The organism is Allobosea sp. GW823-FHT01F03, from assembly GCF_058798075.1.
The window spans coordinates 3,429,063-3,444,821 of sequence record NZ_CM179505.1 but is presented as its reverse complement, the minus strand read 5'-3'; the positions used below and the strand labels follow the sequence as shown (position 1 = coordinate 3,444,821).

16 protein-coding genes and 2 pseudogenes are annotated in these 15,759 nt (G+C 60.6%); 10 read left to right on the top strand and 8 right to left on the bottom strand.

Translation table 11 applies throughout. The features are described 5' to 3' along the window. Positions 1–257: 257 nt before the first annotated feature. On the top strand, positions 258–2,555 hold the full coding sequence (locus AC3RCC_RS16535; protein WP_492255946.1) for a glycosyltransferase: 2,298 nt from the start codon (positions 258–260) through the stop codon (positions 2,553–2,555). Between the two features lie 118 nt (positions 2,556–2,673). Here AC3RCC_RS16535 and AC3RCC_RS16530 read toward each other — a convergent pair. Further along, positions 2,674–3,216, bottom strand: a pseudogene (locus AC3RCC_RS16530) (transposase); the annotation flags it as partial. Between the two features lie 238 nt (positions 3,217–3,454). Here AC3RCC_RS16530 and AC3RCC_RS16525 point away from each other — a divergent pair. The 3 genes from AC3RCC_RS16525 to AC3RCC_RS16515 all read left to right on the top strand — a co-directional run bounded on the left by AC3RCC_RS16525 (position 3,455) and on the right by AC3RCC_RS16515 (position 6,768). After that, positions 3,455–4,348, top strand: a complete 894-nt coding sequence (locus tag AC3RCC_RS16525; protein ID WP_492255945.1) for a class I SAM-dependent methyltransferase — start codon at positions 3,455–3,457, stop codon at positions 4,346–4,348. A gap of 266 nt (positions 4,349–4,614) precedes the next feature. Then, positions 4,615–4,830, top strand: coding sequence for an SOS response-associated peptidase family protein (locus tag AC3RCC_RS16520; RefSeq protein WP_492255944.1), 216 nt, complete (start codon positions 4,615–4,617; stop codon positions 4,828–4,830). Between the two features lie 870 nt (positions 4,831–5,700). After that, positions 5,701–6,768, top strand: a complete 1,068-nt coding sequence (locus AC3RCC_RS16515) for a hypothetical protein (RefSeq protein ID WP_492255943.1) — start codon at positions 5,701–5,703, stop codon at positions 6,766–6,768. Between the two features lie 90 nt (positions 6,769–6,858). On the opposite strand, the gene AC3RCC_RS16510 is transcribed toward AC3RCC_RS16515, so the two are convergent. Together AC3RCC_RS16510 and AC3RCC_RS16505 are read right to left on the bottom strand one after the other, a co-directional pair. Next, positions 6,859–7,188, bottom strand: a complete 330-nt coding sequence (locus tag AC3RCC_RS16510; RefSeq protein ID WP_492255942.1) for a hypothetical protein — start codon at positions 7,186–7,188, stop codon at positions 6,859–6,861. Next, complete coding sequence (locus AC3RCC_RS16505) at positions 7,185–7,439, bottom strand: hypothetical protein (RefSeq protein ID WP_492255941.1); 255 nt, start codon at positions 7,437–7,439, stop codon at positions 7,185–7,187. Before AC3RCC_RS16505 ends, AC3RCC_RS16510 begins: the two co-directional genes overlap by 4 nt. A gap of 61 nt (positions 7,440–7,500) precedes the next feature. On the opposite strand from AC3RCC_RS16505, the gene AC3RCC_RS16500 reads away from it, so the two are divergent. Together AC3RCC_RS16500 and AC3RCC_RS16495 are read left to right on the top strand one after the other, a co-directional pair. After that, a complete protein-coding gene (locus AC3RCC_RS16500; RefSeq protein ID WP_291647199.1) occupies positions 7,501–7,722 on the top strand; it encodes a hypothetical protein in 222 nt (73 codons plus the stop codon). A 371-nt stretch (positions 7,723–8,093) separates the two neighbouring features. Beyond that, positions 8,094–8,861 (top strand): SOS response-associated peptidase, encoded by a 768-nt coding sequence (locus AC3RCC_RS16495; protein ID WP_492255940.1) that lies wholly within the window; start codon positions 8,094–8,096, stop codon positions 8,859–8,861. A 24-nt stretch (positions 8,862–8,885) separates the two neighbouring features. On the opposite strand, the gene AC3RCC_RS16490 is transcribed toward AC3RCC_RS16495, so the two are convergent. Continuing rightward, complete coding sequence (locus AC3RCC_RS16490; protein ID WP_492255939.1) at positions 8,886–9,131, bottom strand: hypothetical protein; 246 nt, start codon at positions 9,129–9,131, stop codon at positions 8,886–8,888. 267 nt (positions 9,132–9,398) lie between these two features. Between AC3RCC_RS16490 and AC3RCC_RS16485 the strand changes: the two genes are divergently transcribed. Continuing rightward, on the top strand, positions 9,399–9,839 hold the full coding sequence (locus AC3RCC_RS16485; protein ID WP_492255938.1) for a hypothetical protein: 441 nt from the start codon (positions 9,399–9,401) through the stop codon (positions 9,837–9,839). A gap of 17 nt (positions 9,840–9,856) precedes the next feature. Here the strand turns inward: AC3RCC_RS16485 and AC3RCC_RS16480 are convergent, their stop codons facing one another. After that, complete coding sequence (locus AC3RCC_RS16480) at positions 9,857–10,063, bottom strand: hypothetical protein (RefSeq protein ID WP_492255937.1); 207 nt, start codon at positions 10,061–10,063, stop codon at positions 9,857–9,859. A gap of 875 nt (positions 10,064–10,938) precedes the next feature. On the opposite strand from AC3RCC_RS16480, the gene AC3RCC_RS16475 reads away from it, so the two are divergent. From AC3RCC_RS16475 to AC3RCC_RS16465, 3 genes and pseudogenes are all read left to right on the top strand, one after another. Continuing rightward, positions 10,939–11,133 carry a hypothetical protein gene (locus AC3RCC_RS16475; protein ID WP_492255936.1) on the top strand — a complete coding sequence of 65 codons (195 nt, stop codon included), beginning with the start codon at positions 10,939–10,941 and terminating at the stop codon, positions 11,131–11,133. Positions 11,134–11,962: 829 nt separating this feature from the next. Further along, positions 11,963–12,922 (top strand): hypothetical protein, encoded by a 960-nt coding sequence (locus AC3RCC_RS16470; RefSeq protein ID WP_492255935.1) that lies wholly within the window; start codon positions 11,963–11,965, stop codon positions 12,920–12,922. A 102-nt stretch (positions 12,923–13,024) separates the two neighbouring features. Beyond that, a pseudogene (locus tag AC3RCC_RS16465) lies at positions 13,025–13,171 on the top strand (transposase); the annotation flags it as partial. Between the two features lie 82 nt (positions 13,172–13,253). On the opposite strand, the gene AC3RCC_RS16460 reads toward AC3RCC_RS16465, so the two are convergent. The 3 genes from AC3RCC_RS16460 to AC3RCC_RS16450 all read right to left on the bottom strand — a co-directional run bounded on the left by AC3RCC_RS16460 (position 13,254) and on the right by AC3RCC_RS16450 (position 15,721). Beyond that, entirely contained in the window at positions 13,254–13,502 is a 249-nt protein-coding gene (locus tag AC3RCC_RS16460; protein ID WP_492255934.1) for a hypothetical protein, read from the bottom strand. Between the two features lie 892 nt (positions 13,503–14,394). Then, entirely contained in the window at positions 14,395–15,084 is a 690-nt protein-coding gene (locus AC3RCC_RS16455) for a hypothetical protein (RefSeq protein ID WP_492255933.1), read from the bottom strand. 472 nt (positions 15,085–15,556) lie between these two features. Further along, on the bottom strand, positions 15,557–15,721 hold the full coding sequence (locus AC3RCC_RS16450) for a hypothetical protein (protein ID WP_492255932.1): 165 nt from the start codon (positions 15,719–15,721) through the stop codon (positions 15,557–15,559). Positions 15,722–15,759 lie beyond the last annotated feature (38 nt).

Sequence of the window (15,759 nt, the reverse complement as noted above, 5' to 3'; positions counted from 1 at the left end):
AGAACGCCCGCGAGGCGCAGGCATCGAAATATGTGAAGGTGCTCAAGAGGACAAGTACAAAAAGTGCTCTAAATAATTAAGTACAGGCGAGGGTAGTGTGATGATCCGATGTTGCGCCGGCTCTGGGCTTGCTTAATGTCGAGTTCATAGATAAATTTTCCACTTAACGCCTCTGCGTGAGCCGCTCAAGCTCACCGTCGTGGCGGGGGCGGCGGGCCGTTTCATGGCGGCTCAAATTGCGGGTAAGAGACGCCGGCATGCGGGAATTCTTCAGCAACTGGCGGCGACCCGCGAGGATTGTCGAGGCCGGGCCATCTACCGTTAGCGTTGATGCGCTGGCAGCCGCTGCGGATGCGGCGCGCGACGCGAGTCGGCCCGTTGACGCAGCGCCGCTCTACGCTGCTGCGCTGGATCTGGTACCTGGCCGGGTCGATTTGCGGGTCCAACTCGCCAACATGCTGAAGGATGCCGGTGATCCGCTCGGTGCGGTTACGCAATACCGCACTGCGCTCGCCGCCCGCCCCGATGACGCCGATGCCTTGCTCCAACTTGGTCGCGCTCTGCGCGATGCCGGGCAGATGGTGGAGAGCGTCGAGGCCTTCGCGCGCTCACGCGCGATCAATCCCGATCTGGCCGGCGCGGCGCTCGAACTCCTTCGCGCTCGCGCGATCAAGCTGGACGATCCGGTTTACCGGATCGGACCTTCGCTCGACCGTCTCGGCGCGCTGCAGGCGACGACCGCCGCGTTGCGCGAGGCGCGTTCACAGATCGATGCGGCCCTTGCTCGGCTGCCGGACCTCGAAATGTGGAGTGCGGTCCCAGCCGAGCACTACGGACTGTTGCGGGCGGCGCTCGATCTGCCAACTGCGCCTTTCCAGCCCGGCGCTGAGGCAATACCATTCGCCATCTTCGTCGACGCCGACGAAGGGCATCCTGCCGCCCTACACGCCCTGCTAGACTGCCTGTCGCGCCAGCGTCTCGCCGACTGGCGGCTCCTAGCCACGGCCACGCGCCCGGCGCAGCGCGATGCCCTCGCGCGCGCGGCGCATGGCGACACTCGCATCCAGATGGTTGACGCCGACACGCTCGCCGACGTGCCTGTCGACGCTTGGCGGCTTCACCTACCGGCAGGTGGCTTTCTGCATCCGGAGGCGCTCGCGTGGCTGGCGGTCGCCGCTGCTCGCCACCCTGGACGTGCCTTCTTCTTCGACACCGAGATCGGATCAATCGACCGGCGCGGCGTTTTCGCTCCGCAGGAGGTCCGGCTCGGCTCGGCCGCCGATCTCGACGCCCTGCTGGAGGCGGACGTGGTCGGGGAGGGCCTGCTGCTGCCGCCCACTTCGGGCGATCTACGTCTAACGCCTGGCGATGTCGAAGCGAATACGGCGTTGCGGCTGGATCTGACGCGGGTTGGACGATTTGCGCATTTGCCACTGCCCCTGCTGCGCCGCCTAGCCGCTCAGCCCGACCCCGGCGAAGCGATCGCGGAGCGGCGTCGGCGCGCCGCAGAGACCTGGCTGCGCGCCGCTCATCCAGACGCCGCGATCTCGCCACCGACCCCGTTAGCTGCCCCTCGGGCGAGGTGGTGCAATGCGGCGCTCCGCATCGGCCTAGTCGTTCCGAGCCGCGACAACGGCGCGGATCTCGAAGCATTCGTCGACAGTTTGATTGACCAAGCGCGCCGCCCGCATGCTCTGCGACTGTTGCTGATTGACCATGCAGGCGCCAAGGTGGAGACGGCGGCCAGTTTCGAGCGACTGGGACGTCGGGCAGGCGTGAGCGTGCTACGCTTGGAAGAACCGTTCAACTGGTCGCGTTTCAACAATCTCGGCGCGGCGGCGCTCGGCGAGGACGTCGAAGCGCTCGTCTTCGCCAATGATGACATGCTGATGCTGTCGCATTCGTGGGACGAAATCGTCGCCGACGCACTTGGTCGGCCAGGCGTCGGCGCGGTTGGAGCGCGACTGATCTACCCGGACGATCTGATCCAGCACGCCGGCGTCGTCGCTGGCTGGGGCGAAGCCGTCGACAATGACGGGCGATTGCGCCACGTTGGCGAGCCGGGGCCGAACCAGCGCTGGCGCGTCACCCGCTCTGTTGCTGCCGTCGTCGGCGCGTTCCTCGCGACGCGCGCCGATACGTTCGCGGCGGTCGGAGGCTTTGACGAACGGTGCCTACCAGTCGCATTCAGTGACGTTGACTATTGCTTCCGTTTGCGCGCTCGCGGCTTGCGCACGCTCTATTCGCCGCATCTAATTTTGCGTCATCATGAGTCGAAGTCGCGGGGCGACGACGGTGCGAACGCTGACCGTCAGGCCCGCTACCGTAGCGAACAGGCGATCATGGAGCGGCGCTGGGGCGATGCGCTGCGATGTGACCCGGGTGTGCATCCGTTCTGGCGCGACCTCGGCGTACCATTCCAACTATTGTCGATCTGCGGTGCGCAGGCGGCGCTTGACCATCTCGATCTATGCGCAGATGCGGATCCGTGGCGCCTCGCTCCGCCGGCTGCCGATGAAGGCGCCGATGGCTGGGCTGCACCGGCGACGGAATGAGTTGCCTCTCGCCCCTTGCTTCGACGCGGCGGTTAGCATTTTTGCCTTTGGCCCGATAGAGCTGGCTCGGTTTGTCTGAATAGTTTTAGGGCTGTTGCTAAGTGGATTTTGGCCCTTGTTATGCCGCAACCGGGATTAGCTGCAGCGCAGTGAAGTATGCCAGATCTGGCGCCTGCCGTGCCAGGCTCTGGTGAGGCCGCCGGCCGTTGTAGAAGGCCAGGTATCGACCGATCGAGACGCGCGCGTCGGACACGCTGGCATAGGCGCACACATAGACCTCCTCGTATTTGAGTGATTTCCGTAGGCGCTCGACGAAGACGTTGTCGCGCCAGGCGCCCTTGCCGTTCATGCTGATCCTGATGCCCGCGCCGATCAGCAGGGCGGTGAATTCGCGGCTGGTGATCTGGGAGCCTTGGCCCGTATTGAAGGTATCCGGCCTGCCGAAGCGCGCCGTCGCCTCGTCGACGGCCGTGAGATAGACGAAGCCCCGCGCCACCGGGATGTAGGTGATGTCCATCGCCCAGACCTGATTGGGCCGCGTTACCGGCAACTTGCGCAGCAGATAGTGGAAGATCTTGTGCCCAGGTGTCGGCTTCGATGTCCTCAGCTGGTGATAGAGTGCCTCGATCACCGTGCGCCGCATCAGCGTGGCAATATGCAGGATCAGCCTACGGGCTACTCAATGGCTTGCTGTTAGGGACACATTTGTCGCGGATCTCCTGCCGATGTGTCGCGGCGAGGATTGGGCCCTCTCAAGGTTGGTGGGCATGGCTGATTCAACCTTCCTCGGTATAAGCAGCCGTTTTCAGCCGTAGTTTCCTGGATAGCGTAGCCTGTTTACAGCAAAGATCAGTGTGCTATCTCACTCCTTAGAAAGTGAGCTCTTCAGGGAGGGTAGATTGTCATATGATAGCGTGCGCCGGGTTGATGAGTTCGGCTATTTCGAGCTGTTTCCGAAGCCAGAGCCCGATGATCTGAAGAAATACTACGAAAGTCGCTATTACGACCCGCTACGCAAGTCTAAGACCGGAACGACGCCGCAAGAGGTTCTTGCGGCGGTTCAGGAGGCGGAAAGCAATGAAGACCGAGCATGGCGCAAGGCTGTCGAGCATGCGGACATCGCTCAGTATCTGACGGATCTCGCCCCCGGAAGGCGAGTAGTTGATATCGGCGCAGGCATTGGTGAGGTCGTCGCAAATCTGGCTGAAGGCGGGTTCGAAGCCATTGGCATCGAACCTTCAGAGGAAGCTAGCGCGTTCGCCACGGCGCAAGGTATCCCAATAATCGCCTCCGACATCGCCTCATTCTCGGTCGATGAAAGCCGCCGTGGCTCTTTCGACGCAGCGTTGCTGATGAACGTCCTGGAACACGTTCTTGATCCACGCGATACGTTGACACGCATACGCGATCTTTTGGTCCCCGGAGGCGTCCTGATGATCCGTTCCCCTAACGATTTTTCCGACATCCAAGAGGCCGCTGTCTCGAATTTGGGTGTCCGGCAATGGTGGGTCGCGAACCCTGACCACGTCTCATACTTTAGTCACCCGGCGTTGGAGCGCCTGCTGAACGCCTGCGGGTTCGAGGTACGGGTAAAAACCTGCGACTTCCCCATCGACTGGCTGTTGCTAATGGGGCGAAACTACATCGCGGAGCCAAAGATTGGTCGCGAATGTCATGAGATGCGGCGAAAGTTCGAGCTATCTCTTAAAGGCGAAGCCCGACGCCGGATCTATGAAAGCCTTGCTGCGTCTGGGTGCGGTCGAAATCTAATTGTCTACGCAGTGAAGGCCTAACCAACCACCCCATAGCGTCACCCCAACCCGCCTCACAGGCGGGTTTTTCATGCCTCCTTCGGGTGGTTTTCCTTTGCTCGGAGCGCGCTCATGAACAAGGCTGCATTCTTCGCCGCAGTTCGCTACGAGCTGTTCAAGAGCTCACCTACGCCGAAGCACGCATCCTTTTCGAGGCAGTGTTTGACGCCTTCGACCATGCCGGCTGGCCGCTTACGCATGCTGCGCAAAGCACGCTGGAGCCTGATTCCGGCCAGTGGCATTTTTGAATGGACCGGCCGAAGACCGATCGCGTCCCGCACTTTTTCAGCGCGCCGGATGGCGAGATCCTCGGCTTCGCCGGCCTGTGGGAGAGCTGGCGCAATCCTGAGGCCGGGGAGGAGGTGACCAGTTGCACCATCATCACCCGCGACGCCGGCAAGTGGATGAGCGCCTACCATGACCGGATGCCGGCCATGGTGAAGCAGGAGGACTTTCAGGCCTAGCTCGACGGCTCCGGTGGCAAGGAACTGCTGCAACGGCCGCCGCCGGAGCTTCAGGAGTGGTGGTCTCGACTCGGCTCAACAGCAACCGTGCCCCAGACGATGATCCGACCCTAGCTGATCCGGTTGAGCCGCCGGCTGAGGAGCCGAAGCCTGAGCCGTCGCCTCAGGGCGACCTGTTCTGACTTCCCGTCGAGGCGGGCGACCTGCTCAAGAGAAGCGCTGGCTCACCGGCCGAAAAACGAGAACAACGCCACGCCATAGAAGGCGAACACGATGACCGCGATGATCAAGAGCCGGCGGCGTCGGCTCTTCTCGCCGTAGCGAAATGGGCTGGGCAGGTGTTAGTTTATCCGTTTCATCGCCTGGCCGCTGCACAGATCAATGCGGCTGATGCCGTGGGCCCGAGGCAGCAGCGGTCACCTGATCGTCTGGCGGCTCGTTCTCATTGTCCACCGAGGCCGCATGGAGAACGTCAAGGATAAATCGGATGGTTCCGATTGGGGCTCCGCATACTTGACAGGTCAACAGGGTCTGGTCGTCGACCCATTCAGGTATCTCGATCGTCGATGCGCCGCAGTCTTCGCAAGCGAACTCCGTGGGCAGGGGGGCAGTGGGCAAAGCACACCCTCATTTTTAGCACCGCGCCCTAAAACATACCCGATGAATTCAGGTTCGCATCCCCCAATTGGGGTGGATCTACAACCTATAGGGGCCAATTTGGCTGCATGCTGTCCGCAAGCGCTCGCCGCCAGGAAGCTCGCGGTAGAACAAGAAGACGCTTGCGCCAAACCGCGGACCACCCTCATGATCGGTGTGAAGATCGATGCCTGAATCATCGATCAGTTATCCTGCTTCGTCGGATGTCTGTCGATGACTGATCTTAAAGGCCAACATCTCTCCACTATCGCCCTGGGATTTTTACTCCTCGCCTCTACGGCAAATTCGGCAAACGCCCAGATCCGAATTGACAAGGATCAGACCGGCCGGATCGTCGCGATGGCGAACCTCTCCACGGCCAGCGGCTGTTCCAAAGCCAGTGGCGTCGGCCGGGTGGTCGACCATCATTTTGAGTTCGGCCAGATGAAAGGCGTGACCTTCAAGGACGCGAAATACGGCGAAAGCTATCTCAACCTGCCCTGGCTCAACACGATCAGCCCCGCATCGGCACGGGCACGCGTCGCTGAAGGCTTCGCGACGCTGCTGGTCAAGGGACAGGACCTGAAGGTCGTGACACTGGGTTGCGGCGCCGCCGGCCGCATCGAGAAGCTCGCCTCCGTGGAACTGGCCGGGCCTCCCGCGCGCGTCGCTGTAGCAGTCGGCGGGAGCGGCGCTGTCCGCTCCCCGGCAGCAGCCGCTGCAGCAGCATCTCCCGATACCAGCGTTAAGACGGAGGACGCCGACGACAGCGTGTTGCGGGCACCCGATGGCCGGGCTGTGGGATCAGCCGCTCCCGCGCCGTCGCCTTCCAGGCCGCAAACCGCCCCGGAGGCGCCCCCACGGCAACAAGCGAACCAACCTTCGCGCTGGCGCTTCAGTCAGTCGGGCCCGACCCAGGTCCATCTCTTGATCAGATCCGATGATCGCGCCTTCAGTTTCGCGATTCATTGCGAACGGAGAAAGGATGGTCTCGCGTTCCGGCACGTGTTCGATCTGCCTCGCAATTGGAACATAGCGGACTCCGCAACTCCGGCCTCGATCGATGGACGCCCGCAGCGCTGGGAGGTCGACGGCACCTTTGAAGGGGCTTTTTTCAGCGATAACTTGGAGGGGTCCTCGATGAGCCTTTCGGGCGCCTCTTTACGCCAGATCGCTAGCGGTGAGCGTTTTGTCATTCACGGCAAGAGAAGTAAGCCGCGCGACGCGGTCTTCAACACAGTGGGTGGAGAGCAGGCATTCGCAGCTTTCGAGGCTCGCTGCCAGAAACTGCGGATCAGCTGACAAGGCGATGCCGGTGACGAAGAGGGCGCCTCCTACAGGATCAGCGTCTCGGTCGACTGGCGGTCCGAATCGTGATGAGGCAGAGCGGGCTCAATAGCCCTTCAGCCTCGCCCGCGCATCGACCATTGCCATATGCTCTACCCAGTCTTGCCAGCGCTCATCGCCGAGCCAGTCGCGATAGCGGTCCCAGGCCGCGCGGAACTCGCGCATGGCGGCCTCGCGGGTGTCAGCCATGCCGATCTTCGCGATGCCGGGCGATGGATCCTGGACTGTGATCGACCAGCCCCAAACGGGCTCGGGTCTCGTGCTATTGTGGACGATCGACCCGACATAGACGCCTTCGCAGGTGACGCTCCAAAGGCCCTCGCGCGTCGCCTCGGCGTGGTCGTCGGGATAGGACCGAGAGAGCGCCAGCGTCATGCCGCTCTGATCTGCTCCTCGAACTCCTCGGGGATCGCCCCATAGCGGGCCAGCACGTCGATCGATGCAACCTCGCCCGTCTCGTCGTCGGCGACGACATGCACGACAGCCACGCCTTCTGCAGTTCGAGCCAGCCGCTCGCCATCCTGCAGTGCGTGATGCTTGGTCTTCGCGGGCACGCGCTGGCCTGGCACCAGCCGCTTCCGGTGTGTCTTGAAGGGCTGGAGAAAGAAGGCGTCGACGCTGGCCATGGCTTGACTCCCTGACGAAGGATTTGTTCTCTTTGCGTTCTCATAAGCGAGAGCGAGAACGATGTCATCAGCCGAGCCGCAGGCGGCGCCGGAGCGCGACGAATTGGAATGGGAGATCGTCGAGCTTGTCGCAGAACACGGCAGCGAGCGCGCGGCTTTGCGGGCGCTGCTGCACGACTTTCACGTCCTTCTGGCTGACGCCGATCGCTCGGTCTCGCGAGGCTTTCTGCGCGGCGTGTTCTCGGCTGGCGCCAGACCCGTGGCGACCGATGACGAGCCTTGACCAAGCGCCGCACCCAGAGACGACGCTCGAGCACTATCCCTGGATCATTGTCCGGTTTCGCTGCTCACGCTGCAGACGCTATGCGGATTCGCGGCTGGCGCGGCTCGCGGAGCGGTTCGGCGCGACCGAGACGATTGCAAGGTTGGTTGCACGGTTCCATGCGACGTGCCCGCATCGGCCGGCAAAGCGCAATGGCCGCACGATGATCCGTGACGAGCCATGCGGTGGGTACTGTCCGGATCTCGGCTCTACGATCCCGCCGGACCTGCCGCCCAGTCTGTCGGGGCTCACCTTGATCGACGGCGGGAAGGGCGACATGCTCCCGGCCGAGCCGAGCGCGCCACAGCGGCGCCGGCGCGTCGGAGGCGATGATGTGTAATCGCTACAGCCATATGCGTTCCGTCGACGCCATTCGGAGGCTCTATGCCGGGTTCAGCGATGGTGGCACCAATCTCGCGCCACAGCCCGGCATTTTCCCAGACTACGAGGCGCCGATCGTTCGCAATGAGCCGGGTGGCGCCCGTCTCGCCATGACGCGCTGGGGCATGCCGTCATCGAAGAAGGCTCTGCTCGACGCTGCGTCGAAGCGCGCCGACAAGCTTCGGGCCAAGGGAAAGGAGGTCGACTTCGATCACGTCCTGCGCATGGAGCCAGACGGCGGGACCACCAACATCCGCAACACGTCGAGCTCGCACTGGAAGCGCTGGCTTGGCGTTGAGAATCGCTGCCTCGTCCCCTGGACCAGTTTCAGCGAATTCGACAGCGCTGCGAAACAGGACGTCTGGTTCGCCTTCGGGGAGGATCGGCCGACGGCGTTCTTCGCCGGCATCTGGCTCCCGCAATGGACCAGCGTGCGGAAGATCAAGAACGGCGAAGAGACGATCGACCTCTACGCCTTCCTGACGACCGAGCCGAACGCCGAGGTGGGCACGATCCACCCGAAGGCCATGCCTGTGATCCTGACGACGCCCGAAGAATGTCAGGTCTGGATGACGGCGCCATGGGAACAGGCGAAGGCGCTGCAGCGGCCACTGCCTAACGGATCGCTCGATGTCGTGGCGCGCGGTGTGAAGATGGACGGGCCGGCGGGGCTAATGCCAGAAGGCGGTGGCACTCTTGTTGGCGCCGGTAGCTCCTAGACAACTGCGACCACGGGCCAGGTTTTACCACTCGGATTCGGGGCGGCCGATCTTCGAATGGCCCGGCTGGAGTCCGGTCATGTCGGCGACCCTGCGAGCGACGTGAGACCAGAGCTTGTCAGCTTCCCGATTGCCTTCGCTTCGAGCCGTCCTGGCCATCTGCCGGGCGGTGTAATAGCCCGCGCCTCCCTCGGCCTCGACCAAGTGGGTCGCCTCGGCATCGACCAAGGCTCGATACTCGCGGCGGCGGGAGAGCCAGGAGAGCAGCATGGAAATTCTTTACAGCCAAACCGCCGTGTGAAGAAGCGCAGGCGAGAGGAAGTCGAGCCGACTAAACTGATTACTAGGTAGGAGTGGACAGCTGCAGGAAGGCCTGTGGCAGAGGGGAGGGATGGCGTGTCGCGGCCATCCTGGTGCTGTCGCCGACTATGCTTGCTCTCCCCCCGAGCCTTCATTGCGAGAGATAATAATGCGCCTTATGGTTGCGTTTATCTCGCAATGGTTGTGGGGGCGGGTATGGTCACGGCACCAGCGGCAATGCAGAAGTTCGAACAGTTCTGCAGGCATAACAAGGCGCAGGCGAAAAAGGCTCTCCGACGCAATTGGCAGGAGCAGAAAAAGGTCGAGGCTTTGTGGGCGCGATTTTCCGGCGGGCTTAATAAGCTAAATATTGCGCCTGCCTCCGCCATGGATTTGTCCCTTGCAGAGTCGGCAGCACGCAGAATCGCCATCGCTGCCGCTCCCGCGGCTGAACGCGCGGCGTCGCGCGATCATCTAATGCGGCTGCGCAAGGCGCAGACGGTGGCGCTCCATTACGAACGCTCGCTGTATAAGCTGCGGCTACCGTTTTTGTCGCGGGAAGAGATCGATCGCCGCGCGGCGAACTGGTTGCAAACAAGCGAGAACCTCGATCTCGACTATGGCGACAACGAGGGTATGCGGGCCGCTTATGCGATCTACGGCCCCAAGGGAGGGTAAGGGGCTTCTCGGCCGGGTCAGGAGGCGACGGCTCCGGCCCTTCTGTCCCTGGCAAGCCCTGCCTCATGGATCGCCATCTTGATGAACAAGACGAGGTCCTGCTCGCGGATCGCGATGGCGCCTCGTAGGGCCAAGACAAGCTGATCGGTGATCTCGTGAAGGAATTGCTCTTCTTCACGTCGGCTTGAAGGAATAACCTTCGTTTTCGACAGCGTCTGGGCCATCGTTACCATCCCGAAGCGCGCGCGCGGCGTTGAGAAGTGTCAGCCGGTCGAGCGGTTCAAGAGAGCGGAAAATCTTAACCAACTCAACCCCCATTTGAGTGAGATCTTGGTCTCCAACGGGTAGTAGGTCATCAGGTGATTGGTCGCACATTTGATCGCTCCTGTTCTCGATAGTTCAGGGCGTCATCATGCTCGCCGTCAACTTTGGACGCGAACCTTCATATCGACTGTCACAGCTTCTTGACCGGACGGCGACCGCACAGCTCAATGCGGCTGATGCCGTGGGCCCGAGGCAGCAGCGGTCACCAGATCGTCTGGCGGCTCGTTCTCATTGTCCACCGAGGCCGCTTGAAGCACCTCAACTATGCGCCCTATCGTAGCGATCTGTCTCCCGCACTCTTGGCAGCAGAGGACGGTCTGATCATTCGTCCATTCTGGTATCTCGATCGTCGATGCGCCGCATTCGTCGCAGGCGAACTCCGGAGGCAGGGAGTCGGTAGCCAAGGCACACCCTCATTGTTTGGCGCCGCTCCCGAAAGAATACCCGCTCAATGCAGGGTCGCACCCCCCATTTGGGGTAGGTTTAAAGGCTATGGGGACAATTTCGCCGCATGACTATCCGCCTCCTTCATCGCCACGCCCGTAGACCCCGGTCACGATCAGCAACGCGAGGACAATAGCGAGCCCAGCCTCGCTTACGCTGGGCGAGATTCTTTGTTGGGCCATGCGATTTAAGGCAGCCGTAGCCAATTGTCTTGTTCGAGGTGGGGCCTTGTACTACGCTTTAAGTATCGTCGTTTAGGACCTTTTGGGCTTCCGACGACAGAGAGATAATTGCGCTCCCGCTCAGTCGCTTCAGCCGATGGGGTAGGGGAATGCGTGATTTCATTCATAGGTTAAATGTCGAGCGTTTCCAGGAGCTTCTTGTTCTGGAGGTGGACCTCGGTCGCCGTAAAGCCCTCGAAAAATTGCTCGCCGAACAAGAAAGATTGTACGCTGAAGCAGTGGCGAAAGATTGCCTCGATCCCGAACCCGGACTTCCGACGAAGAAGCCAACGAGCGCTTCTTGATGTGATGCTGGAAGGGGCGGGGCATGGCAATCGCACTTTTCAGCGTCGCAGTTGCTGCGTTTAGCAGCTTCGTATTGGGAACCGTTGAGGTGGGAGCGGCTCTCGGCCTGTTCTCATTTCTCGGCCTATGGCTTGGCAAGCGCGCGTTCACTGACGCCTGATTAAGCTTTCAGCCGCCTGTAACGCGCGATCTCCGCTCGGAGCGTCGCGACCGACGCCTCGCCGCGCACGCCCTTGATCTCGCGAGCCCTTGCGATTGGTCGAGCCCGTTACACCGTCGAGCATGACGCTCAGCTTTGGTGGCGGAAGCCCGCTAGGTGATCTTGTAATATGGAGCTTCAGCCTGTCAGGTCTGAGAACCTCGAGACACGGACTTGGTGTCCCGGCTTGCGAAGAGCTGCGCGTCGAGGGCTAAAGACGTTACCAACCCTCGGTGCTCTGCAACCATCGCGGTATTGGACGAGTTGTCGAGTTTGGTCCAATGCTCAAGCCCGGTGCAGGCCAATTCGTACGCCTCACAGACCTCGAGAAAGGACAGGCTGGACGATAGATCAAAACAATCTCGCCAATCAGGGAAGCGAAGTTTGAGACGTGCGCGCCCGCGCTCTTGGATCGGCGTCATAGCTCGGATATCCCAAGTTTACGGCGCTCGCTTATGATCGGTGCGCGCCTCATCACCATTCATAAATTGTGCGCCTGTTACCCTGTATCCTCTATTGGCCCCGAGGACATGCGAAGCGTTTCCTAAGCGGTATCTTCACCGGTGGGATCGAGGTTGCGCTGAGGCGCATTTAGGCGCACAGCTGGCTGCTGTCGGAGTAATTCTCCCATGGTACGGCCACCGAAATCGGGCAGTGAGACGAATGCCGATGCCGTTATCGGGATCTCGGAAGAGGTTGTTCGCGACGGATTGCGTTGTATTTTGGCAAGCGTCGACTTCGATGTCCCCGAGCGCGTACGCCGATTTCTAACCTATGTCGTTGAAGAGTCACTTGCTGGGCGATCTGGCGGAATAAAAGCCTACACAATCGCTGTCGAAGTCTTTGGTCGGGAGGCAGATTTCGACGTTATGAATGATCCCGTCGTTCGCATTGAGGCCGGACGCCTCCGGCGTGGATTGGAGCGGTACTATTTGCTCGAGGGCAGGACGGCCGCTCTTGTAATCGGTGTCGCAAAGGGCGGTTATGTCCCCAGTTTCCGGTGGCAAGAGAACGGGCAAAGTAACCCGGAGCCGCTTTCAACTTCCATTCTGCAACGAAGCATGAACGAACGGCTAAAGAGCTATTGGCTTGTCGGCACTGTTGGATCGTTGATGGTCGGCATTTTCGTAGCTGTCATAGCGATGGTTGCCCTCTGGCCGCCTGTCTTACCGACGGGACCGGCGCTTCCCTCACTTCTCGTGAAGCCCTTCGTCAACCTGACAGGCAAGGCCGAAGCGCAGATTTTCGCGGAGGAACTTGACGACGAAATCCTCACGCAGCTTGCCTCAAAAGATGAGATAATGATTTATCGGAGCGAGGCTCCCGCGGCCTTTGCACTTTCCACTTCCGCTGCGGCGGTCCCTAGCCAATCTCGCCGGCATCTCCTCGAAGGCACGATCCGCGCTAGCGATGGCAAGCTCAGAATAACAAGCCGCCTTCTAGACAGCGAAACGACCGCGATCATCTGGTTGGGGATCTATGAGGCCGATCTGAGGGAGAGGCACGGCTTCGATATGGAGACAGACCTTGCAACCAAGATCGTGTCCGACGTGCGCCTCCGCTTACGACCAGCGGTGATTAGGCAATAGGTGGCACCTAGCATCCCAGCATCGACCACGCTCGGCGGACAGAGCTGGCTCGGGAAAGCGGGACAGTCGGGATAAGTGGAGTGTCTGCCTGAAGGCGGCATGATGGCCGCGACAGGAGAGACCAGGTCGAAACGACCGCGGCGGAACCACGCGCCAGCCTTCAAGGCGAAGGTCGCCCTTGCAGCCGTGAGGGGCGAGAAGACGATCGCCGAGCTCGAGCGGCTGTTTGACGTGCACCCGAACCAGATCATTCGGCGCGATCCACCCCAAGGCGCTGGCGGTGGACGATCTAGCAGGTGTTCAGGGCTGGGCCTAGAACCGCTGTTCCATACTAGGGCTTTGAGAGCCGGCGGACATTGGCTCTCACTTTGCGCCGGTAGCCGCGGACGACGCCGATCGGAGTGGTGCCGGTTATTACCTTGGCTGCCGCCTGCTGTGCCGCGGCGACTTTCTCCGTGACCATTCGCTCTGCTTCGCGGTCGGCTGCGGGGCCTCCGATCGCCAGCCTCGCGCCTCGCAACCACATGGCCTGCTGCGCTTCGAAAGCGAGCATCGACATCTCAAAAAGCATCTTGAACATTTGGATCGGGCTCCAGCCTGAGGCTTTCGATCCAACGGCTCTCGACGACGTTGGTTCCTACGCCTTAGCCGTCCTGGTCCGGCGCCCTATGACACGAGCCCCGTGTGAAGCGTTCGATCGCGGCGAGTGCGTCGTCCAACGACAGGAAGGGCCCGAGCCGCATGCCGCCCATCGTTTCAACGGCGTTACCAAGCGGGAAGACTTGAAAAGTGCCTACGGGCTCTTCTGAGATCCGTCCCATGGCCCGGCCTAGGAGGTCGGTGAGAAGCCATGTCCCATCTTTCGGCGCACGCGTAATTTTGATGTCCAACGTGGGCCTACTGTTCTGCACGGCTGCAAAAAGTGCGCAGCGATAGGGAATTCGTCCTTATCACGGCGCGGGCGGAGAGTCTCGAGCAGCACCGTTCCGGCCGCTCCAATTTCCTGTTCAGCCAGGTCGAGCAACGCACAACACCTGGGTCGTCAAATTGGCTTCTTCCCGGGCTGCGAAAGCAGATGGTTCTGCGCTTCGCGACCCAGGACGACCTTGGCACCGACCCGCCTTGCCAACCGCTCCGCGGCCTCGATCGTTTGGAAGAGATCGGGCGAGTGCCCATACTTGGCGCCCGTGGCGTCCCGCGCGGCCCAACCCTCTCCCGAACGATAGATAGTAAGTCGTCCAGACATGGAGTTCGACCCTTGTTGGTGGGATGAACCCCAAAGGCCAGACGCGGTTCCTTCATAGAACTGCTGGAGTTTCGTTGGTGCCGGCGGTCGAAACTGGATCCACTTCCAACGGAGCCTGCTTTCGCTAGACGCGAGGCAGGCTTTCCTGTCTCATCGCCAAGCCCATGCCCGCGAACCGTACCCCCCCGGCGACGGTCAGTAGCGCCAAGCCAGAATGATTGGATTGTCACCGCAAATCAGCAAAGTTCTTTGCAAAATCACCGAAATATCGCGGGTGCTTTTTGTCAATTGCCTCAACGAGATCCTTTGCTTCTGCCAGTTTTCCCAGAAAATAAAGACAGCAGGCGTATCTCTCAGGATAGGCGCCGAGCATAGGTAGCCTGCCTTTCAAATATGGAAGCAAGCTATCATAATTTGCTACTGATTGAGAAAATTTGATTCCATGATCCACAATCAAATCAACAATTTCCTTTGATTTAGATCTGTAATTATCTTCTTTAAAAATATGATCTATCTTAATTGGGTTTGTCAGTGAGTCGATCGGAAGTGCATAGGTCGCTACCCTTCTGGAGTACTTTATCACTGGTGAGTTTCGTAGTTTGATCCACATCTTTTCGATATTCACCGAGTGAATTCCGATATTGACAAGAAGCTCGAACGTCGAGCTTCCTACTCTGGTACAAGGAGCTCCAATCCATGAAAAAAATCCATATCCGAAGTCGATTCCAATAACATCTTTGGAATATCTTGTGTGTCCACGATTAAGCAGTTCATCAAATAACGCTGAACGAACTTCTTCTTTAGTAAGTATTTCAGTGCGCGGGCTAGCGCTCATTTTTGATAGTCCTTCTCGAAGTATCGGCGTCGCCCATTTCGCGGCGGCGCGGACGCAGAGATCACCCAGTCCGTACTGCACGGCCCGCTCCACTGTCATCCTGCATATTCTGATGCCGGAGGCATCCGCCGTCTCGCCATGCACAACCTGCTCCAACAACCGAAAGGCGTCCGGTGGCTGATCATCATCATGGCGACGCTGGGCGGGTTCATCGCATCAAAGGTCGGGGCGATTGTCCCATGGCTGGCGATCCCGCCACGATGAACTAAGCCGAGCCCCAGCCCAACGCTCGGCTGTCAGCCGCCGGTCCCTTTATCGGGGCTGGCGGCTCTTTTTGCGATCGAGCGGGTTGGCTGATATTCTCCGTCCCACTCATGACCTGGCATATCCATCAGAATGCGCCATTCGCGCCTCTGCGCTCTGGTCCAGTCCGCCGGGAACGCAACATTGCAATTCTCGGGGTCGCCTAGAATTTCCGGCTTGTTCAAGCCGGAGGCTCGCCCATCGAACGAGCAGTTTTGGAATGTACAGCCTTTAATCACCATCATCCCCTCTAGCCACCGTCATCCTTCGGGGTGGCGGCGGCCTTTTCTGCGTTGTCGGTCAGCGCTCTGGCGGCTTCCCGCCCGGCGCTCGTAATGCGCCATGTCGGTCTGTCGACCAGCCCAACCCGCTCCTTGAACTGCTCGACATATCCGAGGCTAGCGAGTTCGCTCATCTCTGGCTCGCATGAACCTACCGGGACCGGAGCGCAGT